This window comes from Pseudomonas sp. 2835, assembly GCF_050435905.1.
Lineage (GTDB): Bacteria > Pseudomonadota > Gammaproteobacteria > Pseudomonadales > Pseudomonadaceae > Aquipseudomonas.
This window is the reverse complement of record NZ_JBNDLE010000001.1, coordinates 248,978-272,950: the sequence shown is the minus strand read 5'-3', so window position 1 is coordinate 272,950 and position 23,973 is coordinate 248,978. Positions and strand designations below refer to the sequence as shown.

Annotated in this window: 16 protein-coding genes; 5 read left to right on the top strand and 11 right to left on the bottom strand. The window is 64.3% G+C overall.

Translation table 11 applies throughout. From position 1 onward, the window contains the following. The first annotated feature begins 55 nt into the window (after positions 1–55). From ABIE20_RS00990 to ABIE20_RS00970, 5 genes are all read left to right on the top strand, one after another. A complete protein-coding gene (locus tag ABIE20_RS00990) occupies positions 56–655 on the top strand; it encodes a paraquat-inducible protein A (RefSeq protein ID WP_429502018.1) in 600 nt (199 codons plus the stop codon). Further along, positions 652–1,278, top strand: a complete 627-nt coding sequence (locus ABIE20_RS00985) for a paraquat-inducible protein A (protein WP_429502016.1) — start codon at positions 652–654, stop codon at positions 1,276–1,278. Before ABIE20_RS00990 ends, ABIE20_RS00985 begins: the two co-directional genes overlap by 4 nt. Beyond that, positions 1,271–2,923: an intermembrane transport protein PqiB gene (locus ABIE20_RS00980; RefSeq protein ID WP_429502014.1), complete on the top strand. Its 1,653-nt coding sequence runs from the start codon at positions 1,271–1,273 to the stop codon at positions 2,921–2,923. Before ABIE20_RS00985 ends, ABIE20_RS00980 begins: the two co-directional genes overlap by 8 nt. A gap of 16 nt (positions 2,924–2,939) precedes the next feature. Beyond that, positions 2,940–3,485, top strand: a complete 546-nt coding sequence (locus tag ABIE20_RS00975; protein WP_429502012.1) for a PqiC family protein — start codon at positions 2,940–2,942, stop codon at positions 3,483–3,485. 73 nt (positions 3,486–3,558) lie between these two features. Next, complete coding sequence (locus ABIE20_RS00970; RefSeq protein ID WP_429502010.1) at positions 3,559–4,488, top strand: universal stress protein; 930 nt, start codon at positions 3,559–3,561, stop codon at positions 4,486–4,488. Here ABIE20_RS00970 and ABIE20_RS00965 read toward each other — a convergent pair. The 11 genes from ABIE20_RS00965 to ABIE20_RS00915 form a co-directional block, all read right to left on the bottom strand. Continuing rightward, positions 4,463–5,284, bottom strand: a complete 822-nt coding sequence (locus ABIE20_RS00965; protein ID WP_429502008.1) for a helix-turn-helix domain-containing protein — start codon at positions 5,282–5,284, stop codon at positions 4,463–4,465. The two genes, ABIE20_RS00970 and ABIE20_RS00965, sit on opposite strands and share 26 nt — an antisense overlap. A 79-nt stretch (positions 5,285–5,363) precedes the next feature. Then, a complete protein-coding gene (locus tag ABIE20_RS00960) occupies positions 5,364–6,782 on the bottom strand; it encodes an aminotransferase (RefSeq protein WP_429502006.1) in 1,419 nt (472 codons plus the stop codon). Positions 6,783–6,813: 31 nt separating this feature from the next. Then, entirely contained in the window at positions 6,814–7,917 is a 1,104-nt protein-coding gene (locus ABIE20_RS00955) for a polyamine ABC transporter substrate-binding protein (RefSeq protein WP_429502004.1), read from the bottom strand. Between the two features lie 471 nt (positions 7,918–8,388). Next, a complete protein-coding gene (locus ABIE20_RS00950) occupies positions 8,389–9,090 on the bottom strand; it encodes an NAD(P)H-dependent oxidoreductase (RefSeq protein WP_429502002.1) in 702 nt (233 codons plus the stop codon). Between the two features lie 41 nt (positions 9,091–9,131). Next, positions 9,132–10,547 (bottom strand): aldehyde dehydrogenase family protein, encoded by a 1,416-nt coding sequence (locus ABIE20_RS00945; RefSeq protein ID WP_429502000.1) that lies wholly within the window; start codon positions 10,545–10,547, stop codon positions 9,132–9,134. Beyond that, positions 10,540–11,730: a pyridoxal phosphate-dependent aminotransferase gene (locus ABIE20_RS00940; protein ID WP_429501998.1), complete on the bottom strand. Its 1,191-nt coding sequence runs from the start codon at positions 11,728–11,730 to the stop codon at positions 10,540–10,542. The genes ABIE20_RS00945 and ABIE20_RS00940 overlap by 8 nt, the downstream gene beginning before the upstream one ends. A gap of 28 nt (positions 11,731–11,758) precedes the next feature. Next, the gene (locus ABIE20_RS00935; RefSeq protein ID WP_429501996.1) at positions 11,759–13,366 is read right to left on the bottom strand and encodes a 5-guanidino-2-oxopentanoate decarboxylase; all 1,608 of its coding nucleotides are present in this window, start codon (positions 13,364–13,366) and stop codon (positions 11,759–11,761) included. Positions 13,367–13,376: 10 nt separating this feature from the next. After that, positions 13,377–15,467: an acetate--CoA ligase family protein gene (locus ABIE20_RS00930; RefSeq protein WP_429501994.1), complete on the bottom strand. Its 2,091-nt coding sequence runs from the start codon at positions 15,465–15,467 to the stop codon at positions 13,377–13,379. Positions 15,468–15,481: 14 nt separating this feature from the next. Continuing rightward, positions 15,482–16,642: an acyl-CoA dehydrogenase family protein gene (locus ABIE20_RS00925; RefSeq protein ID WP_429501992.1), complete on the bottom strand. Its 1,161-nt coding sequence runs from the start codon at positions 16,640–16,642 to the stop codon at positions 15,482–15,484. Positions 16,643–16,673: 31 nt separating this feature from the next. After that, positions 16,674–17,465 carry an enoyl-CoA hydratase/isomerase family protein gene (locus ABIE20_RS00920; RefSeq protein WP_429501990.1) on the bottom strand — a complete coding sequence of 264 codons (792 nt, stop codon included), beginning with the start codon at positions 17,463–17,465 and terminating at the stop codon, positions 16,674–16,676. Positions 17,466–17,711: 246 nt separating this feature from the next. Further along, positions 17,712–23,942, bottom strand: a complete 6,231-nt coding sequence (locus tag ABIE20_RS00915) for a hypothetical protein (protein WP_429501988.1) — start codon at positions 23,940–23,942, stop codon at positions 17,712–17,714. Between the last annotated feature and the right edge of the window lie 31 nt (positions 23,943–23,973).

Genomic DNA, 23,973 nt, shown 5'->3' with positions numbered 1-23,973 from the left:
CGCGCCAGCGCCGACTATATTGACCTAGTCCCCGCCCGCAGCCAGAGCGCGCGCCATGCTGGATACCCATCAGTTGATCATCTGCGAACATTGCGACTGCGTGTACCAGAAGGTCAGCCTCGGCAAACACCAGAAAGCCCTGTGCCAGTGCTGTGGCGCGGTGCTGCAGCGTTATAACGGCCTGAGCGTGCAGCAACGCCTGGCCTTGAGTGTCACCGCGCTGATCCTCTGGGTGTTCGCCAATTTTTACCCGATCATGAGCATCAGCCTCAAAGGCCTGCACAACAGCGCCACCCTGTGGGACTCGGTCAAGGCCCTGGCCACCGGGCCAATCACCTTTATCGCTCTGGTGGCGGCGATCTCGATCATCATCGCCCCGGTGTTCCAGTTGCTGCTGTTGATCTGGGTGCTGGGCTTTGCCCTGGCCGGCGGCCGCGCCCCGGGTTTCAGCCTGTGCATGCGCTGGCTGGAGACCCTGCGCCCCTGGAGCATGCTCGAAGTCTGCCTGCTCGGCGCCATGGTCGCGGTGTTCAAGCTGGCCGGCATGCTCGATGTGCTGCCGGGCATCGGCCTGCTGGCGCTGGCGGCCCTGAGCCTGTTGATTCTGCGCATCGCCGGGCGCGATATCCGCGAACTCTGGGACCTGCTGCCATGAGCCGCCCGCCGCGGGCCGCCGAGCTCAACCTGGTGCTCTGCCACGCCTGCGGCATGGCCTGCGACAACACTCACCAGCCGCACGATTGCGAGCGCTGCGGCGCGCCGCTGCATGCGCACAAGCCCGATTCCCTGACCCGCACCTGGGCCTACCTGATCGCCTCGCTGGTGTTCTACATCCCCGCCAACCTGCTGCCGGTGATGAACACCACGCTGTTCGGCAGCGGTGCCGACAGCACCATCATGAGCGGGGTCATGGAGTTCTGGGAACACGGCGCCTGGGACATCGCCCTGATCATCTTCATCGCCAGCATCGCCGTACCGGCGACCAAGTTCGTCGCCCTGGGCCTGCTGTTGATCACCGTGCAACGCCAGAGCACCTGGGCGCAGAGCCAACGGGCGCGACTGTTTCGCTTCGTCGAGCTGATCGGCTACTGGTCGATGCTCGATGTACTGGTGGTCGCCCTGGTGGCGGCGCTGGTCAAGTTCCAGGCCCTGGGCGATATCGAGCCGCGCCCGGGTATTCTGTTTTTCGGCATGGTGGTGGTGCTGACCATGCTCGCGGCAATGAGCTTCGACCCTAGACTGATCTGGCAGCGCGACAAGGAGCAGGCCGATGACTGAAACCCGCGAAGACAGGCCACAACCCGGCCAGCCCGGGGTCAAGACCCGCCGTTTCAGCATCTCGCTGGTATGGATCGTGCCGCTGGTGGCGGTGCTGGTGGGCCTGTCGCTGGTAGTGCACAACGTCATGCAGCAAGGCCCGACCATCGAGATCACCTTCAAGACCGGCCAGGGCCTGGAAGCCAACAAGACTGCGGTCAAGTACCGCAACGTGGTGATCGGCCAGGTCACCGCCGTGGAGTTGAGCAAGGATCAGAAGAGCGTCACCGCCACGGTCAAGCTGGTCAAGCAGGCCGACAACTTTACCCGCGAGGATTCCAAGTTCTGGGTGGTGCGTGCGCGCATCGGCGCCGGTGGTGTATCGGGTATCGACACCCTGCTGTCCGGCGACTTCATCGGCGCCGACTCCGGCGAATCGAACACCCGCGCCAAGGCTTTCGTCGGCCTCGAATCGCCGCCGCCGATCACCTACGGCGAGCCCGGCAAGCGCTTTTTCCTGCACGCCAGCGACCTCGGCTCGCTGGGGGTCGGCTCGCCGGTGTACTACCGCAAGATCCCGGTCGGCCAGGTGGTCGCCTACGGCCTGGACGAGAACGGCAAAGGGGTGAATATCGAGGTGTTCATCAATTCGCCCAATGACGCCTTCGTCACCGACAACACGCGGTTCTGGAACGCCAGCGGCGTTGATGTCGAAGTCGGTGCCAACGGTTTTGCCTTTCGTACCGAGTCGCTGTCGTCGGTGATTGTCGGCGGTATTGCCTTCCGCGCCCCGGACTACAGCCCCGACGACAAAGTGGCCGTCGAAGACCGCCAGTTCGAGCTGTTCGACGACCGCGCCCGCGCCCTCGCCCCACCGCATGGCAAGGCCCAGTACCTGAGCCTGCGCTTTGACCAGGCCCTGCGCGGGCTCAAGGTCGGTGCACCGGTGGAATTCCTCGGTGTCGAGATCGGCTCGGTGGTGTCGGTGGACCTTGACTTCGACGTCGACAAACGCACCTTCCCGGTCAATGTCGGCATCGTCATCTACCCGCAACGCCTGGGCCGCGCCCACACCAAGCTGCTCAAGGCGCTGAACCACGACCCCGACGATGAAAAGGCTGCGGCGCAGTTGCTCGGCACCTTTGTCGAGAACGGCCTGCGGGCCCAGGCGCGCAGCGGCAACCTGCTCACCGGGCAGTTGTACATCGCCCTGGATTTCGACCCCAAGGCGCCGAAAGTGGTGTTCGACCCCAGCGCCCGGCCGATTACCATACCCACCGTACCGGGTAGCCTGGAACAACTGCAGGAGCAGTTCCAGGCCATAGTCGAGAAGCTCAACCGCCTGCCCATCGAGCGCATCGCCACCAACCTCGACGCCAACCTGGTGGAACTGCGCAAGGGCCTGCAGCAGTTCAACAGCCGAACCTTGCCGGGCGTCCAGGGCACCTTGCAGGAAGTCAGCAAGACCCTGCAATCGGCCAACTCGACCCTGGCCGAGGACTCGCCACAACGCGAGCAGCTGACCCAGACCCTCGATGAGCTGGGGCGCATGTCGCGCTCGCTCCGGGACCTGGCCGACTACCTGGGGCGCAACCCCGAGTCGCTGCTGCGAGGCCGGCCCAAGGATGCACCCGCTGACTCATTGAAACCTTCGTCGCGCGACTGACCGCAGGAGCACCCCCATGGCGCATGCCTTGAAGTTTGCAGTGTTGAGCCTGGCCGTGTTAGTGGCGGCTTGCCGCAGTGACCCGATCCACTACCACACACTGATCCCGCAGCAGCCGGTAGCGGCCAGCAGCGTCGATGTGCAGCTGGAGCAGGTCAGCGTGCCGCCTCAGGTCGACCGCCCGCAGGTCGTGATTCGCCAGGGCAACAGCGGCCTGGCGATCCTTGAAACCGAATGGTGGGGCGCAACCCTCGCCGACGAGTTGCGTAATGCCCTGGTCAACCAGTTCGTCAGCAGCAGCGCCCAACCACGCCTGGGCCTGCGCGTGGACGTCCAGCGTTTTGACTCGGTGCCGGGGCAATACGCCCTGTTCGATGCCCGCTGGCGCCTGCGTGGTGCTAACGGCGGCGCGGCGCTGAACTGCCGCAGCGTGATCCAGACCCCGGCCGGGGGCAGCATCGACGAGCTGGTGCTGGCCCACCAGCAGAACCTCAAGCGCTTCACCGAACTGGTCAGCCAGGCGGCCAACGGCGGCGCCAGCCGTTGTCCAGCTCTGCGCTGAGCGGCGCCGGGGCTGTCATGGACTAGACTTCAAGCACGGGGGGCTGGCAACACAACGCAACCGGAGGTGCCCCATGAGCCAGTACCAACGCCTGTTCCTGATGGTCGGTTCCGACCTGCGCCACACCCCGGCGCTGGCGCGCGCCGCCGCCCTGGCCCATGCCACGGGCGCCACCTTGCATATCTGCGCCTTTATCGACGAGATCGACACCCTGGGGCTGATGAGCGGCGACGATCATCGCCTCGATACCCTGATGCAGGACAACCGCCAGTGGCTGGCCGATGAAGCGACTTTGCTGCACGAAAACGGCATTCGCGTCAGTACCGAGGTGTTCCTCGCCCGCGACGTGCTGCAGGCGGCCTTGACCCAGGTCGTCGAGATCGCCCCCGACCTGCTGATCAAGGATGTGCAGCACGAGCCGCTGCTCAAGCGCCTGGTGGTCGCGCCGCTGGACTGGCAACTGCTGCGCGAGTGCCCGTGCCCGGTGCACCTGGTCACCGACGTGCATTGCCCGCTGCCGCGCATTGTTGTGGCGGCGGTCGACCCGCCCCACCCCGAACACCCGCATGACGACCTCAACGAAAGCGTGATCGACGCCGCGGCCGACCTTGCCCGCCAGTGCAACGCCGAGCTGCACCTGTTGCACGTGTGTGACAGCGCCCACACCCACATGGCCGACTTTGGTGCCGGCACTGTGACCATGCCGGGCTTTGGCAATGACGTGCGCAAGTCGATCCACAAGGCTTTCGAACAGATGGCCGCGCGTCATGGCGTACCCGTGGAGCGCCAGCACTTTTTGTCGGCGCCGATCACCCGCAGCATCGCCGAATTCATCGCCCACAGCCGCGCCGACGTGCTGGTGATGGGCAACCACCCGCGCAAGCTGCTCGAACGCCTGACCGGCAGCACCACCGAGCATGTGCTGGAACGGCGCTTGTGCAATGTGCTGGCGATTCGCGGGCAGGAACGAGACAGCCTCAGCCTAGGCGCAACCAGTCGATAAAACGCGCAAACAGCTCGGACTGGGAATTGATCTCAAGCTTCAGGTAGAGGTTCTTGCGGTGCATGCGCACGGTTTCCGGCGAGATGCCCATCTCGCCGGCGGTGGATTTCACCGAGTGGCCACGCAGGATCATCTGCGCGACCTCGCGTTCGCGCTCGGTCAGCACGTTGCAGCCAAAGCTGTCGAAGGCCGCCTGGACACTGCCCTGGCCACGCTCCTGGCTGCCTGGCTCGAGGCCGTGCTGGGCGAAGCGGCTGAGCAGCTCCCGCACCAGCGGTTCGACCGCCTGCAGCAGGTGCAGTTGCGCGGCGCTCAGGGGGCTGGCGCCATTACCCTGGAACAGGCTGAGGGAGATTTTGCTGTGCGGGTCGATGTCGACGATGTAGTAGCTGTCTTCGCTGCAGCCAGTGCCCAGGTAATAAGTCTTGTAGTAGTCGCTGTCGAAGAAGTGGTCCGGGGCGATGTCCTGCAGGTGGTAAAAGCCCTGGGCCAGGCCCTTCTCCACCGCCAGGCAGAACGGGTCGAGCAGGTAGCCGGCGGTAAAGTAGCGGTTGAGGATGGCGTCGCGGTAACGCTCGGGGATGCCCTGCTGGTACAGCAGTTGCGGCGGCTGGCCCTGGCGTTCAAGGCTGATCATCATCGACTCGACCGCCACCAACTGGCTCAGGGCAGCGGCGAGGCTGGCCAGGGCGTCGGCTTCGCGGCTGCGGGCAAAGGCGTGCTGCAGCGCCGCATGCCATTGCTGCAGGGCTGAGAAAGACAGGCAGATCGGGGTGTCGGCAGTGGCTCGGGTCATGGCCGGCAGTCTAACCCGCCGGGGGGCTGCGATGCAGCCCATCGCCGGCAAGGCCGGCTCCCACAGGGGAGCTGGCGTGTCATGCACCCGCGTACAATCCTTCCTGGCGCAGTTCTTCAGCGGTTTCGATGATGCACTGGCGCAGGGTTTCGACGATTTCGTCCACCTGCGCGCGGGTGATGATCAGCGGCGGCGACATCACGTTCAGGTGCATGATCGGCCGCACCAGCAAGCCTTTGGCCTGGGCCCGGCGGTGGATGCGCTCGCCGATGTTCACCTCATCGGCAAACAGCGCCTTGCTGCGCTTGTCGGCGACAAACTCGACGCAGGCCATCAGTTTCATGCAGCGTACCTCGCCCACCAGCGGCAACCCGGCCAGGGTCTGCAGGCGCTGCTCAAGGTAGCCGCCGACCTCATCGACATGAGCCAGAAGATTCTCGCGCTCGATGATCTCGATGTTCTTCAGCGCCGCGGTGCAGCACACCGGATGGCCGCTGTAGGTGAAGCCATGGGTAAAGCAGCGGCCCCTGCCCGGCTCGGCGATGACCTTCCAGATCCGCGCAGAGAAGATGCACGCCCCCAGCGGCAGGTAGGCCGAGGTCAGGCCCTTGGCGGTGGTGATGATGTCCGGTTGCACGCCGAACAGCGCCTCGCTGGCGAAGAACTTGCCCAGGCGGCCAAAGGAGGTCACCACCTCGTCGGCCACGAAAAGGATGTCGTAGGTCTGGCACACCTGCCACATGCGCAGGAAATAGTCCTTGGGCGGGATGATCACCCCGCCCGAGCCCATGATCGGCTCGGCGAAGAACGCGGCGACATTGTCGGCGCCAAGCGAGAGGATCTTGTCTTCGAACTCGGCCACCAGAAAGTCGAGAAACTCCGCTTCGTCCATGTCATCCGGCGCCCGGTAGGGGTTGGGGTTGGAAACGTGGTGGATCAGCTCGTTGGCATAGTCGAACTCAGGCACGCGGTCGGCGGCCTTGTTGCCGATCGACATGGTCAGGCAGGTGGAGCCGTGATAGGCGTTGTAGCGGGCGATCACGTGCTTTTTATGCGGCTTGCCGCGGCAGTTCTGGTAGTACTGGATCAGCCGGTAGGCGGTATCGACCGCAGTGGAGCCGCCGGTGGTGAGGAACACGTGATCGAGATCGCCCGGGGCGAGCCTGGCGAGTTTGGCGCACAGCTCGATGGCGACATTGTTGGCCATGTCCGAGAACGGGTTGGAATAGGCCAGCTGGCGCACCTGGTCGGCGATGGCCAGGGCCATCTCTTCGCGGCCCAGGCCGATGTTGGTGCACCACATGCCGCCGACGGCATCGAGAAAGCGGTTGCCCTCGGTGTCGTAGATGTAGGCTCCCTCGCCTTCGACGATATTCAGCGCGCCTTGCTCGGCATGCTCGTCGAACACGTGGTAACCGTGCATGTAGTGGGCTTTGTCGGCGGCCACCAGGGCGTCATTGGCGGCGGGTGCTACGAAGGCTTTGTTTGGCGTGGCCATGGCAGTGTCCTTGGCGAGGGAAAATGAAAAGTCAGCTACCGGTCTTGACCGTGCTCCAGACCCGGGTAATGGCGCGCATGTCCTTGCCGCTCTGGGTTTTCTGCGCAAACAGGCGCTGGCGGGTGGCGGCGTCCGGGTAGATCGCCGGGTCGTCGCGAATCTCGGCCTGCACCAAGGGCGTGGCGGCAGCGTTGCTGTTGGCGTAGTGGATGTAGTTGCTGACCTTGGCGATGTTCTGCGGCTGCAGGAGGAATTCGATGAACCGGTGGGCATTGGCCGGGTGCGGCGCGTCGCTGGGCAGGTAGAGGTTGTCGAACCAGATCAGCGAGCCTTCCTTTGGGATGAAAAACGACAGTTTGATGTTCTTCTTCGCCTCCTCGGCCCGCGCCTGGGCGGTGGCGTAGTCGCCGGACCAGGTCAACGCCAGGCAGGTATCGCCGTTGGGCAGACTGGTCAGGTAATTGACCGAGTCGAATTTCTTGATGAACGGGCGCACGCCGAGCAGCAGCTCCTGGGCCGCCTTGAGGTCGTCGGCCTTGGCGCTGTTGGGATCGCGCCCCAGGTACTTGAGGGCCAGCGGGATGACTTCGCTGGGCGCATCCATCAGGGTCACGCCGCAGTCGGCAAAGCGCGAGACGATCTTCGGGTCGAACAGCATGGCCAGCGAACCGATGGGCGCATCGGGCATGCGCGCCTTGATCTTGTCGACGTTGTAGGTCACCCCCGAGCTGCCCCAGGTGTAGGGCGCCGAATACGCAAGGCCCGGGTCGTAGCCTTGCAGGTTGTTGAGCACCTGCGGGTCGAGGTTGTTCCAGCTGGGCAGCTGCGTTTTATCCAGCGGCTGGAATACCCGGGCCTTGATCAGCGGCGGTACCAGGGATGCATTGAGCACCACCAGGTCGTAGCCCGAGCGCCCGGTCAGCAGTTTGGTCTGCACCGTTTCGTAGCCGTCGAAGGTGTCGTAGATGACCTTGATGCCGGTGGCTTTTTCAAAGTCGGCGAGGGTCGTTTCGCCGATGTAGTCCGTCCAGTTATACAGCCTGAGTGTGTTGCCCGCCTCCTCGCCGGCGGCGAGCGCCGCCGTTGCCAGGGGCGCGAGCAACAGACTGGAAATCACCTTCAGTGTCTTTCGCATAGCCACTCCGTCGTGTCACCAGATCTGCTCGGTGTGAGCCGACGGAGTTACTATCGCGGGAGCCGGTGATGGCGACCATACCCCGAATGGGTAGGTGCGCAGCATTTACCTTACGGCCAATCGCCGGCAAGGCCAGCTCCCACCGGGCTTCGTGTACGCCGATCCATTGTGGGGGCCAACGTTGCCGGCGATGAGGCCAGTGCAGTCTGCACAAGAGGTGTTGACTGGATTACGACCGCTGCGCGCTCGATCGCTGGCAAGGCCAGCTCCCACCGGGCTCGGTGTACGCCGATCCATTGTGTGAGCCGGCTTTGCCGGCGATGAGGCCGGTGCAGTCTGCACAAGAGGTGTTGACTGAATTGCGACCGCTACGCGCTCGATCGCTGGCAAGGCCAGCTCCCACCGGGCTCCGTGTACGCCGATCCATTGTAGGAGCCGGCCTTGCCGGCGATGAGGCCGCTACAGCTACCCTCAAGCCAACGGATACAACGCCTCGTCAAACTGCGCCAGGCGCGGAAACACCAGCGGCTGCTCATCGGATAAATGCTCCAGCCGTTGCTGGTAGCTGCGCAAAAAGTCCTTGCGCGCCTCGTCGCTGATGTACGGCACATGCCAGGCCACAAACGGCTCCAGCACCTCGAAGCCGACATAGGCCAGGGTGCCGCGCAGGATCGGCCGCAGCATGTCTTCCAGCGGCCCGTGGATCGCCCCTTCGCCAAACATGTGCTCGCGCCCGCCAAGGGTCACGGTCACCAGCGCCTTCTTGCCCACCAGCCCGCCCTGGTCATAAAAGCGCTTGCCGCCGTAGCACACTCCGGACACCAGCACGCGGTCGATCCAGCCCTTGAGCATGGCCGGCGCCGAGAACCAGAAGATCGGGAAATTCAGCACCACCAGGTCCGCCCACAGCAGCTTGTCGAGCTCCTGCTGGATGTCGGCGGCAATCGACTGGCTTTTGACCCCCAGGCGCTGCTCCAGGGCATACACCAGGTAATCGGGGTTCTCGCGGCTGAAGAAGTCCGCGGCGCTGGCCACCGGGTTCCAGTTCATCGCGTACAGGTCGCTGACCTGCACCTGATGGCCCTGGGCGGTGAAGGTTGCAACGGCCTGGTCACGCAGGGCGGTGGTGAAGGATTGCGGCTCGGGGTGAGCGTGAACGATCAGTACATTCATGGGGAGTCCTTAAACGGTTGGGACAAAAACACAGTGGCGCATCAGCACTGGATCGCCTTGACTTCAACGAACTCGGCCAGGCCCTCCTCGCCCCATTCGCGGCCATTGCCCGAGGTTTTGTAGCCGCCGAACGGCGCCTGGTAGTTGAACGCCGCGCCATTGATGAAGCACTGCCCGGCGCGCAGTTGCCGGCCCAGGTGCAGGGCCCGCTCGCGGTCGGCCGCCCACACCGCGCTGGACAAACCAAAGGGCGAGTCGTTGGCGATGGCCAGCGCTTGCGCCTCATCGGCATAGGGGATCAGGCACAGCACCGGGCCGAAGATCTCTTCCTGGGCGATACGCATGCGGTTGTCGACGTCGGCGAACAGCGTCGGCGCTACATAAAAGCCACGCTCGAAACCTGGCGCCGTGTCGCCGCCACACAACAGCCGTGCGCCCTCCTCCTGGCCGGTGCGGATGTAGTCCAGCACGGTGCGCCGCTGCGCTGCCGAACACATCGGCCCAAGGAAGCTACCGGGATCTTGCGGGTCACCCATGACCAGGCTGCGGGTTTCATCCACGGCGATTGCCAGGGCCTCTTCATAGCGGCTGGCCGGCAACAGCATGCGCGTCAGCGCCGTGCAGGTCTGCCCGGAGTTGATCATCACGTCCTGCACGCCATAGCGCACTGCCGCTTCCAGGTCGGCGTCGGCGGTGATCAGCAGCGGCGACTTGCCGCCCAGTTCCAGGCATACGCGCTTGACCGACGGCGCTGCGGCCTGGGCCACGCGCACACCGGCGCCGGTGGAGCCGGTGAACGAGACCATGTCGACCTGCGGGTGACGGGCCAGCGCCTCGCCGACCTTGGCGCCGGGGCCGCTGACCAGGTTGAACACCCCGGCCGGCAAGCCGATGGCATCGATCATCTCGGCCAGTAAAAATGCATGCAGCGGTGTTTCCTGGCTCGGCTTGACCACCACCGTGCAACCGGCGGCCAACGCCGGGGCGAGCTTGCCGATCAGTTGGTGCAGCGGGTAGTTCCAGGGGTTGATGAAGGCGCACACACCCACCGCCTCACGCACCACCAGCGAGTGGCCGACCTCGCGCACCTCGTCCATCAGCCCGGCCAGTTCGATGTACTGCTCAAGGCCGACAATCGGCCCGTCGACCTGCACCGCCCGGCACCACTGCACCGGCATGCCCAGCTCGCAGGTGATGACGGCGGCCATTTCATCGGCGCGGGCCTTGAGTTGTGCGGCCAGGGCGCGAATGTAGCCGGCGCGCACGCTGGACGGGGTTTGCGACCAACTGCCAAACGCGTGGCGCGCTGCTGCCACCGCCCGGTTGACGTCGTGCTCGTCGCCCAACGGCACCCTGCCCGCCAGTTCTTCGGTGGCCGGGTTGATCACCTCGGCCAGGCCCTGCCCCGACGGCAACTGCCAGCTGCCATCAATAAATAGCCGCGAATAGTCACGCATGGGTCTTGCTCTCCATCAGTTCGGCGGCGCAGCGGGCAATGCGCTGGCAGGCCTCGCGCAGCGGTTCGGCGCCGAGCACCAGGCCCAGGCGGATATGCCCGGCGGCGCTAGGGCCGAAGGCTTCGCCGGCAAGCACCGAGACGCCATGGTGATCGAGCAGGCGATAGGAGAACGCCTGGGCGCTAAGGCCGGTCTGGCGAATATCAACCATCACGAACATGCCGCCGTCGGGCTTGAGCGCACGCAGGCCCGGGCAATCGGCCAGGCACTCGCAGACCAGGTCACGGCGCTGGCGATAGGCTTCGCGCATGGCCGCAAGCTCCGGCAGTTGTTGCTCCAGGGCCACCACAGCGGCGTCCTGGATGAAATCCGGCGAGCCATAGAGCATGCACAGTGCGAGGTTTTCCAGGTGCGTGGCCAAAGCCTGCGAGCCGACTACCCAGCCCACCCGCCAGCCGGTCATGGCATGGGACTTGGACAGGCTGTTCAAGGTTGCGGTGCGCTCGGCCATGCCCGGTAGGCTGCCGGGGCTGATGTGCTCGCCGTCGTACAGCAGTTCGCTGTAGACCTCATCGGAAATCAGCCACAGGTCATGGGCAATGCACAATTCGGCCAGGGCCTCCCAGGTGCTGCGCGGCAGGCTGGCGCCCGAGGGGTTGTGCGGGCTGTTGAGGGCCAGGGCGCGAGTCTTGAGGGTGATGCGCGCGGCGACATCTTCAGCCTGGACCCGAAAGCCGTTCTCCGGGCGCACCGGCACCGGGATCACCGTGGCGCCACAGGCGCCGAACACCGCCTCGTAGGTGACGTACATGGGCTCGGCGACGATCACTTCATCGCCGGGGTTGAGCACGCACTGGGCCACGCAGAACAGCGCACACTGGGCCCCGGCCAGCACGGTTACCTGATCGGCGCCGGTCGGCTGGCCGCTGCGTTGCTGATGGCGGCGGGCAATGGCCTGGCGCAGGGCCAGTTTGCCGCGCACGTCGGAGTAATGGGTATGGCCGTTATGCAGGCTGTCGATGGCGGCCTCAACGATCGGCGCCGGGGTGTCAAAATCCGGGTCGCCGACCGACAGCAGCAACACGTCCTGGCCTTTTTCCAGCAGCTCCAGGGCGCGGTAGTGGATGTCCCAGGCAGCGGCGCCGTCACCGGCGATACGTTGGGTCAGAGCGGAAAAGCGCATGGCAGTCTCCCAAAGGGGCGGTTGAAGCTCAGTGCGCGCAGGCGTGCTTGAGCTCGATCAGGGTCACGCCATTGCGGGCAAAGCCGCTGCGCAGTTCCCGTTGCAGGTCATCCAGGTTTTGCGGCTGCGCCACGCTGCAGCCAAAGGCCCGGGCCAGGCCGATAAAGTCGGGGTTGCGCGGTAGCACGCCGATCGGCTCGATATCCAGGCCGAGCATATCGTCGCGAATCTGCCCCAGGGCATCGTTGTTCCACAGCAGGACCACCAGCGGGCGCTCCAGCTCTTCGACTGCGGTGGCCAGTTCCTGGGCGGTGTAGAGGAAACCGCCATCGCCGACCAGCACCAGGCCCGGGCGGTCATCCGTGGCAAACATGCCGCCAATCCCGGCCGGCAAGCCGTAACCGAGGGTGCCGTAGCCGGTGGGGTGCAGCCAGCTACGGGGCGCGCGGCTGGCATAGACATAGTTGCCGGTGTAGGCCAGCTGGGTCATGTCGGTGCTGATAAAGGCGTTGGCCGGAAGCTCGGCGGCAACCCGGTCAAGGATCGCCTGGTGGATCGCCTGCAGCGGGCCGTGGCTGGTCTTGACCGCCTGGCGCAGGCTGGCGACCGCATCACTGGCGGCAGCGGCATCGCGCGGTGTTTGCGGTAAACGCTCGAGCAACGCCGCGACGCTCTGCCGGGCATCGCCCTGCAAGGCCACGGCGCACGGATAGAAGTCATTGAATTTGCGCGAGTCGATATCCACTCGCAGCAGTTCGCCATTGAGTTGCAACCGTTCACGCCAGAAGTCGGTGTCGGCCATTTCGGTGCCAACCGCAAGGATCACATCGGCCTCGGCGATCAGTTGCCAGCCCGGCTCCACGCACAACGATGAACCGGCATTGAGCGGCGCATCAGGTGGCAGTAGGCCTTTGCCGGCCACGCTGGTGAACAGTGGCGCAGCCAGGCGGGTGCTCAGTTGCTGCAGCTCCTGGGCCGCGGCCAGGGCACCGCCGCCGGCGATGATCATCGGCCGTTTGGCGCTGGCCAATTTGCCTGCGGCCTGATCCAGCGCGCTGCTGGCCGGCACGCCCCGGCCCGGGCGGCGCACCACCTCATTGCTCCAGTCGCGGGCGACCGGTGCAGCGAGCACGTCCAGCGGCACCGAAATATGCACCGGGCGCGGGCGCTCGCTGTCGAACACCGCGTAGGCACGGGCGATCAGTTCGGGCAGGTCCTCGGCGCTCAGGGCCACGGCGGAAAACGCCGTGATCGGCGCGGTCATGGCGCGCTGGTCCTGGGTTTCGTGCAGGCAGCCCCAGCCTTTGCCCAGGCTCGCGGTATGGTTGACGCTGGAAATCACCAGCATCGGAATCGAGTCGGCATAGGCCTGGCCGATGGCGGTGGCGGCGTTGGTAACGCCGGGGCCGGTGATGACGAAGCACACCCCCGGCTTGCCGCTGACCCGCGCATAACCGTCGGCCATGAAACCCGCGCCCTGCTCGTGGCGGGTCAGCACGTGGCGGATGCCGCTGCCGGGCAGGCCGCGGTAGAGCTCCAGGGTGTGCACCCCGGGAATGCCGAACACGGTATCGACGCCGTAGTTGGCCAACAAGCGCACCAGGGCCTGGCCACCGGTCAATGAGCTGTTGTGCATGTTCATCTCCTTACACCTGGCCGAGGCGAATCAACGCATCGACCGCGGTGGTGCCCCGGGCACCGACCATTAATGGGTTGACATCCAGTTCCAGCAATTGCGCGGCGTTCTCACAGGCGTAGTCGGCCACCGCACGAATCGCGGCCACCAGCGCCTCCAGGTCGGCCGCTTCACGGCCGCGAAAGCCCTGGAGCAAGGCGGCGCTGCGCAGGCCGAGCACGGCCTTGCGGATGGCGCCGTCGGTGGTCGGCAGCAGCAGGCTGGTGCTGTCCTTGAGCAACTCGACGAGGATGCCGCCCGCGCCGATCACCAGCGCCAGGCCGAAGTCGTTCTCGCGCTTGATGCCGACGATCAGCTCGGCCAGCGGCGCGCTGGCCATGGGTTCGAGCAGCACCTGATCGAACGCGACACCCGGCGCATAGGCGTCGATCCGTGCGCGCATCTGTTCCAGGGCCGCGCCCAGGGCCTGCGGGTCACGCAGGTTGAGGGCGACGGCACCGGCTTCGGTCTTGTGTGGCAGTTGCGCACTGACCGCCTTGAGCACCAAGGGATAGCCGACTGCTTCAGCATCCTTGAGGGCCTGCTCAGGGCTGCTCAGCACGCCCTTGGGTACCGGCAAGCCGAACGCCTGCAAGGCTTGCTTGGACTGCCACTCGTTGAGCAGCTCGCCCTCGCCGTGCAGCGCCTGCGGGCACAACGGCGGCAATGCCGACTCGCCCAGATCAAGCAGCGCCTGACGCCTGGCCTGGTACGCGGCAATCCGCCCCCAGGCCGCCAGGCCATCCTCGACGCCCTGCAGGGCGGCAATGCCATGGCCATGCAGGCGCTCGCGGGCTACCGCCGGCAGCAGTTCAGGCAAGGCAGAAGTGACAAAACCGCTCTTGCCATGACGCTTGAGCGCCGCGCAGTACAGCTCCAGCAACAGGTCGCACTCCTTGCGCTCGCCGGTGAACTCGGCCGGGTAGTCGAGCACCAGCATGGCGGCATCGGCCTCGGTGCGCAGGGCGCTGTCGAGCATGCGCTCAAGCGCGGCGGCGTCGCCCCAGATTGCCGTGGTGAAGTCCAGCGGGTTGACCAGGTTGGCGTAGCTCGGCAGCACCTGGGCCAGCTCGCCGACCTGGCCGTCCTCGAGTTTCGGCAGGCTCAGCGCGTTGCGTTCGGCATAGTCGGCGATCAGCCCGGCATCGCCCCCGGAACAGGCCAGGGCAATCAGGCTGCCGCCCTTGGGCAACTGACCGCAGGCGGCGGCCTTGAGGGTTTCGACAAAGCTCACCGGGCCGCTGACACGAATCACTCCGAGGCGCTCGAACAGGCTGTCGTACAGCGCGTCGGAGCCGGACAGCGAACTGGTGTGGCTCAGCGCCAGTTCCGCGCCGATCTGCGACACGCCGGTTTTCAGGGCGATGATCGGGATGCCCTTCTCCAGCGCCTTGTGCGCGGCGCGGGCAAAACCCGGCACGTTCTTCAGGCCTTCCAGGTGCAGGCCGATGGCAGTCACCCGAGGCTCGTCGAGCAGCGCGTCCATCAGCTCGGCAATGCCGATCTGCGCCTGGTTGCCCACCGAAGCCATGTAGGCCACCGGCAGCGAGCGGTCGCTCATCGACAGGTTGTAGGCAAAGTTGCCGCTCTGGGTCAGCACCGCCACGCCCTTCTCTACCGCCTTGCCGCCATGGGCCACCGGCCACAGCGCCGAGCTGTGCAGGTAGTCGAGCAGGCCATAGCAGTTGGGGCCCAGCAGCGCCATGTCGCCAGCAGCCTTGAGCAGTTGCTGTTGCAGGGCCAGGCCTTCAGCGCCGGTTTCGGCAAAGCCCGAGGCGTAGCAGATCGCCCCGCCGGCGCCCTTGGCGGCCAGCTCAGCCACGCAGGTCAGGGTCAGCTCGCGGTTGGTGGCGATGAACACCGCATCCGGCGCACACGGCAGCTCGGCGACACTGCGCACGCACGGCACGCCGTCGAGGCTGTCGTGCTGCGGGTTGACCAGCCACATCTGGCCTTGGTAGCCGCCTTCGGCACAGCGCGTGAGGGCCCGGGCCATGCTGCGCCCGCCGACAAAGGCCAGGTGGCGCGGAGCGAGCAGGCGCTTGAGATTGTCTCGTAACATGAGCAGGCTCCTGGTCAGCGCAGCAGCGGGCGCAGCAGTTCACGGGAAATGATGTGCCGCTGGATCTCCGAGGTGCCCTCCCAGACCCGCTCGATCCGCGCATTGCGCCAGATCCGCTCGACCGGGCCTTCGTCCATCAGGCCCATGCCGCCGTAGATCTGCACCGCCTCGTCGGCAACTTTGCCGAGCACTTCACTGGCAAACAGCTTGGCCATGCCGGCCTCGCCGTCGGTCATCGTGCCCTGGTCCATCTTCCAGGCGGTGTGCAGGGTCAACAGCTCAGCGGCGCGGATCTGCGTGGCCATGTCGGCGAGCTTGAACGAGATGCCCTGGTAGGTGCCGATCGGCTGGCCGAACTGCTTGCGGTCGGCCGCCCATTGCAGCGACACATCCAGGGCACGCTGGGCCTGGCCAACACAGTTGGCGGCAACCATCACCCGCCCGGCGGTGAGCCAGGCGTTGGCCACTTCCCAGCCCTTGCCGACCTCACCCAGCACCTTGCTGGCCGGCACCGTGCAGTCATCGAAGAACAGCTCGAAGGTGTGATAGCCGCGATTGCTCACGCATTTAGGCCCGCGGCGGATGGTCATGCCCGGGGTGCCGCGGTCGACCAGGAAGGCGGTCACCGCATTGCGCGTCTTGCCGTTGTGCTGGTAGGTGTCGGTGACGGCAAAGACAATGGCGAAATCGGCATGCCCGGCATGGCTGATGAAGTGCTTGCTGCCGTTGAGCACGAAATTTTCGCCCTCGCGCACGGCGCGGGTCTTGATCGCATTGGCATCGGAGCCGGCGCCAGGCTCGGTCAGGGCAAAACAGTCGGTCTTCTCGCCCTGGATGCACGGCAGCAGGTAGTCGTTGATCTGTTCGTCCTTGCAGGCCATGAGGATCTTCGACGGCCGTGCGACAAACACATGCAGGGCCCACGACACCTTCGACAGCTCGCGCTCGATCAGCGCCTGGGACAGGTAGTCGAGGCCGCCACCGCCGACTTCCTCGGGCATGTTGAAGGCATAGAAGCCTGCGGCAATGGCCTTGCCGCGAATCTGCGCGGCAAGCTCTGGCGAAACTTCGTCGGCGCGGTCGACCGCCTCCTCATGGGGCAGTAACTCCTTGGCGACAAAACTGCGTACCGCTTCCACCAACATTTGTTGTTCTTGGGTCAGTTGGAAATTCATGAGTCGATCCTGAAGAAGTGCTTGTAAGTTGTTATTTACCAACGAAATTAGCGCTGCGCTTTTCGACGGCAGCGCGCAACGCTTCGGCGCCGTCCGCACTGCGCCCACACAGCAGGCCGGCAGCCAGCTCCGCCTGCAGCTGCTCGGCCAGGGTGCGCTGGGCGCCGTCGCGGATCAGCCGTTTAGTCTGGGCGAAGGCGAAGGTCGGGCCCTTGGCCAGGCGCCCGGCAAGTTCTGCGGTTACCGCCAGCAATTGATCGTCGGCGCACACCTCGCCTACCAGCCCGGCTGCCAGGGCACGCTCGGCGCCCCACAGTTCGTCAAGAAACAGCAGGCGCTTGGCCTGCTCGCTGCCAATCAGCCGTGGCAGGTGCCAGCTGGCGCCGGCATCCGGGCTGTAGGCCATGCTGGTGTAGCCGGCCTTGAAGCGCGCCGAAGCTGCCGCAATGCGCAGGTCGCAGCACAGGGTCAGGTCCATGCCGGCGCCGACGGCAGTGCCGTTGATGGCGGCAATGGTGGGTTTGTCGAGGCTGTGCAGGCGCTGCATCAGGGCGTGGGCGGTTTCGGTCCAGCCGTAGCTTTCCAGGGCGCCGCGGGCTTCGGCTTCAGCCCACTCGGCAAGGTCCGCGCCCGCGCAGAAGCTGCGGCCAGTACCGGTCAACACCACCACGCGCACAGCCGGGTCGGCGTTATGGGCATCGAGCAAGGCATGCAGGTTTTTCAGGCTGGGGATGTCCAGCGCGTTGCGCTGGTCGGGGCGGTTGAGGGTGATCCAGGCAATGCCGGCTTCGACCTGGCTGAGCAGCGACGCAGGAGGGGTCATGGGGGCCTCGAATTATTGTGGTTGGAGGTGGGCTTGAGGCCATACTAAACGAGTGTTCAACAACGTATCAATCCTTCGTAAAACTTCTGACAAAATTTATGAATAGACCTCATCCTTTTGTTTTTTAAAGATTTTTAGTTTTTTATGTAGATTGAGACGACACCGCTGTTACAAACTTGAACATCACGGCACAAAAAAAAAGGACCACCTTTAACGGCGGTCCTGCGGGTGGAGGTTGACAACAGCCTAGCTGAAATAGAGGGTCCTGGTTATTCCGTAAGTAGCGGTCATCGTTACTGTTTCTGCCCGCGTATGGGTGACATCGAAGAAGAAATAAGATGTTTTCGAGGTCATCCCAGTGACCGGTATAATTGCAGTCGAACTTGAATAACCGACAATTTGCGCACCGCCCGAGACGGAAACAGTTATTTTATCAAGATTAACATAAAAACCCGAGTTGTTTACCACCTGGATAAAGACTCGATTGAACTGGCGGCCGTTAGCTAAAGCACCACTAGCACAATTCGCACTAAGATGAAGATAGCCAAAAGCATGATAGGGAGGAACACCCACCATAAACGCCAACTGGGCACTTACTGTTTTACCCCCATGGTTAGCCGTAAAGACTGTGGTGTTGTTGGTGTTGGTTACCATACCGACCAGTTCTTGATGTTCGCCCACGTTATTCAGCGTTACTTGTTTCTCAGCCGTTCCATTGGCAAATCTCCCACCTCCACTTAGCCGCAACGTTACAACCTGGCCAGGCCTGCCGATGATAAGCGCGTTGTTTGCGGGAATGCCAAGGCGCGAAATGCCGTTCCACACGCCCAGGTGGGATACTGCAATTGCTACTTCGGCCCCCACATCCATCTCATAATCGATGCCAGGTGCTTCAATCGCCTCACCCTCATTGTCCGCACCCTTGATGTTCACTCGCAAACGAATGCTCAAACGCGAGCGATCTTTGAGCTTTTCCAGATCCGAACGCGATATTGGCCGGCTGATCCCGTTTTTTACCTCATCAACGCTTACGGGGTGCGCTCTCAGTAACTGCAACGTCCAGTCTGCGCCGTTCGCCAGTGTTCCCTGCAACTGCACCCACACCCGCTGACCAGCAGCAATACCTTGCCAGGGGTCAATCCGCAAGGTGGCATCACCATCAAAAAATGCCAACTCGAGCCTGTTGCCCCGGGCCTCGGGTATTCTGGGCGCAATCAGGTTGACTTGAACCTGAAGGATTTGGTATTCGCGCAGCGGAAACTTGATCGCTTCTGACTCCTGCGCATCCAAACGCAATGCCACCGTCATCTCCAGGGTTATCCGGCTCTGGTGGGCAAATGCCTGCAGATCCGCCCTGTCCAGCGTAGCCCGTACCCCCAGGTTGACTTCACTGGCTGACACCTGTTGGCCTTCCGCCAAACGAATGATCTTTGGATTACCTTGTGCATCCTCTCCACGGCAGCGAAACCAGTAACGTTGACGTTCGCTGATCCCGGTCCACTTCGCCACGGTTGCCAGCGCATTGCCGGGAAAATTCAGCAAATTGACTAAATCGCCATTGGCCTCCTCGATCCGCGGCCGCGGTGGGTTACTCAGCACCGGGCCGATGCCCAGGCGCAGGTAGTCCGAAAAGCGCCGACGTTGTCCCACCTCGCTGACGTGGTAGCGGATGCGTACCTCATGCCCCAGGCTGCGTACCATGTCTCGCTCATACACGGGAAAGCCGATGTCACCGATAACCTGCACATCATAAAAATCGATGATGTTCGCCCCGGCCACCGGGCTCAACCACTCCATGGTCACCCTTTGGCCGTTCAGCATGCCGTCGTATACCGGAGCCTCGACGTCAGCCACCACAAGGCCCACCGGGTCGAGGGTATCGTTCTCTGCCTGGGGCACGTTCGGGGTGGCCAGATCGGGGGCGGTTTCACCGACCCACAGTTTCAGGACTTGCGACTCCCGCGGCTCGCTGCTGCCGTAGAACACCCGGTAGGACAACTCCAGGTACCCGCCCGACAACGCGACGATATGCTCGGGCGGCACGATAAGCGCCACCTCTTTGCCTACCCCAAGTTCAGTCACCTGCCAGTCGCGAAAATAAGAATAGACGTGACCGTTGGCCTGCTTGCCTTGCCACACCAGGCGTGCCTGCTGGTTGAGGTGCATGCCCACCCACGGCGGAACGATCACCACGGCACGCGACAGGGTGTCAGGGAGGTAATCCCCTTCGCTATCGTTCACCCTCGGCGGCAGCAACTCAGCCGCCTTGCCCCGCACCCCCACGGCAGTGGTTCGCGAAGCAAACTCCTGGCCTTCGCGGGTGACCTTGTAGGAGACATAGGCCAGCCCCCCCGCGATTGACTCGGCGATGCTGTTGGGCACCTTGTGGACAATGGGCCGCGGAGGCTGAACGATGCCTACCGGGTACGGGAGGGATTCATGCGGCGGGATCGCCACCACGTCTTCGGTGAATCCACGGAAGATGAACACCACCTGGTCGCCGACCCGGAAGTCGGGCCGGCCGGCAATCACCAAGACCTCAACATCGGCCCCCTGCAGGTCCCCCAGGTCGAGGAAGCCTTCCTCGTCGAGCCCGGCCACCGCCGGCCCTGGCAGCAACACCAGGCTGACCTCGACAAAGGCGTAACTGGGCAACGAGGCGCCATCGGATTCGTTGCCCACCTCGTCTTCGAGCCAGTACAGCACCAGCAGGCGTTCATCATCGCCCCCGGCCTCGATGGTGGCAAAGTCGACGAACACCGGTATGGTCATGCCCACTTCGCCTTGCTGGACAACATGGGTGACCGTGGCCCCACCCCAGCTCAAGCTGAGAACATCACCGGCCTCCATGATGCGCCAGCGGTTGACGTACACCGTGATGCCGTCCTGGGCCATTTCCCAGTCGATCAGGCCGAAGGGCACGTCCGGCGACATCAGGTTGGCATTATGAGGGCTGCCGGGGATGGGTTTGGGCCCGCCGGGCAAGCTAACCTTGACCTTGACCCGCAAACGCGCCGACGCGCGTTTATTGCCGCTCAGCGGCTCGACCGTGAACCATACCTCGCTGACGCCTTTGGGAATGCGGGCAGCGGGCACGTACAGGGTGTATGTTCTGTTCAAGTCTTCAAGTTCTACAACCTGCGGAATCGGCGTGGCCGGCACCTGTTCATCGCCAAAATGCACATGAAGCTTGTCGCCAACGGCCATTTGCAGGTACGCCTCGATCATGACCATCAGCCCATCGGGGTGGGTTTCCAGGGCCCGCACACCAATGCCGCCATCAAGGCCTGCGGGATGATCGATGAACTCTTTCCATTGCGGGATGCGCACATGGCTGGTTTCGACGCTGGTGATCTGGTTGACACGCATGAACCAGGGAGTACCGTCGGCGGCGATGCCGCGGGTCGCATAGCGCGAGGCCAGGCGGGTGAAATACAGGGTCTGGCTGAAGCGGGTCCAGCTACCGCCCTGGGGCAGTTGAAACGTCACCGTCACTTCTTCGGCGACGCTGTCGACCACGTCTAACTGGCAATCACCGGTCAGCGCCGTCAACGGCAGGCTGACCACCTGGCCGGGGTGGCCGACAATCCGCGCACTGCCGCTGAGCTCAACCTGCACATAGGTGGCGTTGGCAAAGCCGTCGGCATCGAAGCACACCCGATTGGCCGACCGGCCGTTGGCCAGCGCGCCGCTCGCCGCACGGGCGCGCACGCGCTGCTCATCTTGCTGCTGAGCGTACGGGAACACATCAACGAATTTCACCGGCATGTGCTGGGCTTGTGCGCCGCTGATCTGCGCGCTGACCAGCACCGTTTCGGCGTACGGATCACCCAGCCAGGCGATGAACTCACCCTGGGCATCGAGGGTGAAGTCCAGTTGCTGGCTGTCGTTGTCGAACTGCGCCGAACCATTGACGCTGAGACTGCCTTGCGCGCCGGGCCGACCGGCCAGGGTCAGCGCGCAGGTCTGGGTTGGCAGCGACCAGTCCGCCGGCAAGGCCGAGCTGGCCAGGCCGGCATCGGAGATGCCTATGTGCAATTGCCCCTGGCGCACGGTGTAGCTGCGCACCGGACACTCCAGCGCCGCAGCGCCGCCGTAGCTGACGCTCAGGTGCAGCGACAACAGGCTGCCGTCCTCCAGCGGTTCGAGAAAATCGCGCGGCAACGCCACGCTCAGTTGCGCCACCTGCTCGACCGGGCTGTCCTCCCACAGCGCGAGCGTGGCGGTGGCGCTGCGCACTTCCAGCCACACCCGCTGGCCCACGGCCATAAACGGCCAGGCTCTGACGCTGACCTGGGCATCGCCGTCGAACAGGTCCAGGTCCAGCTCGTTGTCGATCGCCTCATCGATTCTCGGGTGCGCCAAGTCGTGATCACCCGGTACGCCGATTTGCACCGCCTGCCTGGGCGACTCGATCGCTGCCAGCTCGTTGCGCAGCACTTCATAATAAAACTGCACCGGGACGTTGAAGTTCGCCGCCACCGCCGCCGCCGGCACGCGGATGGTGATGCGGCCGCTGTCACTGCCCGCACACTCCGGGAGGGTGGGAGTGCCGGCGCCCGCCGATCCTTTCCAGTACAGGACAATGCGATCGCCTGCACGCATGCCCGAGTAGCTGATCAGCACCTGGGCGCCATGCAGGCCGAGCATCGGGTCGTAACTGCCGTCCTGGGCGCCAATCAGCAGCGGCCGCTCAGGCGCCGGCGCCACCGAGCGCAACGCCAGCGCCCGCGCCTGGGACTGTAGCGGCCGCCCGCCCAGCGCCGGCTCGACCACGTAGCTCATCATCACCGTGCTGCCCACCCCGGCCTGGGCAATGGCCTGTGGCACGCGAAAACTGGGCACTGCGCCACTGCTGTCGACAAGCTTGGCTTCGCTGTAGCTATGCTCCGGATCCTCACCTTGCCAGGTAAAGGTGACCTTGTCCCCGGCGCGCTTGCTTGGGTAGTTGATGTTCACCTGCACCCCGAACGGGTAAAAATACGGGTCGAGCTCATTGACCGGGTCGTCCAGCTCCGGCGCCGGCAGCAAGCCGGCAGCACTGATGCGCAGGTCCAGCACCGCCGATTGGCGAAAACCGACGCTGCGCGTGCTCAGCATGCGCACCTGGTAGAACACCCTGACCGAGCCCGACTCCAGCAGGTTGATGTGCGCCTTTTCGACACTGAATGCCATCTCATCGTCACCTGCCGCCTCGTTATGGGTCACTGGCCGGCTGAGCAGGTACAACGTCGGTCGGCCATCACTTTGAGTCCCCTGCCATACCACGGTCACCTGGTGGCCTTGCGTACGCCCCTGGTACTTGGGGATCATTACCGTGGCCCGGGCAATATCATAGGCCAGCACACCCTCCGGTGCCTGAAGGACCCGGGGCACGGTCAGCGCCTTGGGCTGGCCTATGAAACCGATGCTCAGGCGCTGCGACTGCTGCTGGCCGCCAGCATTCACCAGCGTGTAGCCCACCACCGCCAAACCACTGGCCAGCGCCCAGACTTTGTCATTGGGGATGGTGAACGTCAGGGTCTGCGGCAAGGTCCCGCGGATGGTCTGGTCCAGCTCGGTTACGGTCGGCACGCCCGAATCGATGTAGCCGGTAAAGCGCAGCCTGACTGTGTCACCGGTGGCGAATGCCGGCGCGCTGGCCTGCACCTGAATCTGCAAGTCGTCGCTGCCCAGCACCTCGAGGTTGAGATAACCCTCGTGATCCAGCCCCGTGACCGATACGCCCGGCAACTGCGCATGGCCGGTGTCGACCACCACCGAGACATGCGGTGCCCAGGTCTGGCTGGTGTTGTGGACAATATCGTGCACTTCCCAGGTCACCACCAGGTTGGGGCTATCACCGGCCTGGAGGATGACGCTGCCGGGCACGGTGAACACCACCTGCTGGTTGAGGTCGGCCTCGACCAGGGTATGGCTCAGCATGACCCCGCCCCAGCTCAGTCGGATCACATCGCCGACCGCGCGGTTCTCATAGAAGTAGACCTGCACCTGTACGCCGTTTTCCAGGTGTTCGGCGGTCACCGGGTTGACACCGACATCCGCCGCCACCAGGCCCTGGTGCCCAGGCTCGGAACCGCCCGGGCGGTCCAGCTTGACCAGGACCGAGAGACCGCGGGAAGGCCCATATTCCACATTATTGCGGCTGAAGGCATAGCGCACTGTATGTGCACCCGGGGTAAACCGCTCGCTAGGCAGGAACAGGGTCAGCGGCCGGCCGAGGTCGTATCCCTCAAGCACTAGCGGCGCAACGACCGGCGTGCTGTCGGCATCCATGTACACGCGCAACTCATCACCGGCGACCACATCATTGAACGGCGGCACGGTCGCCAGCACGCCTCGCGGATCGATGCTCAGGGTATGCAGGTTGACCCCCGCGTCATGGCCGCTGACCGGTGCAACCGCGGCGAACAGGGACAAGACGGGCAGTTCGCTGGTGGTGGTTGCGTCGACGGTATCGCTTTGAAAATCATTCATGGCAGACATGCCTCGGTGCAGGGGAACGCGT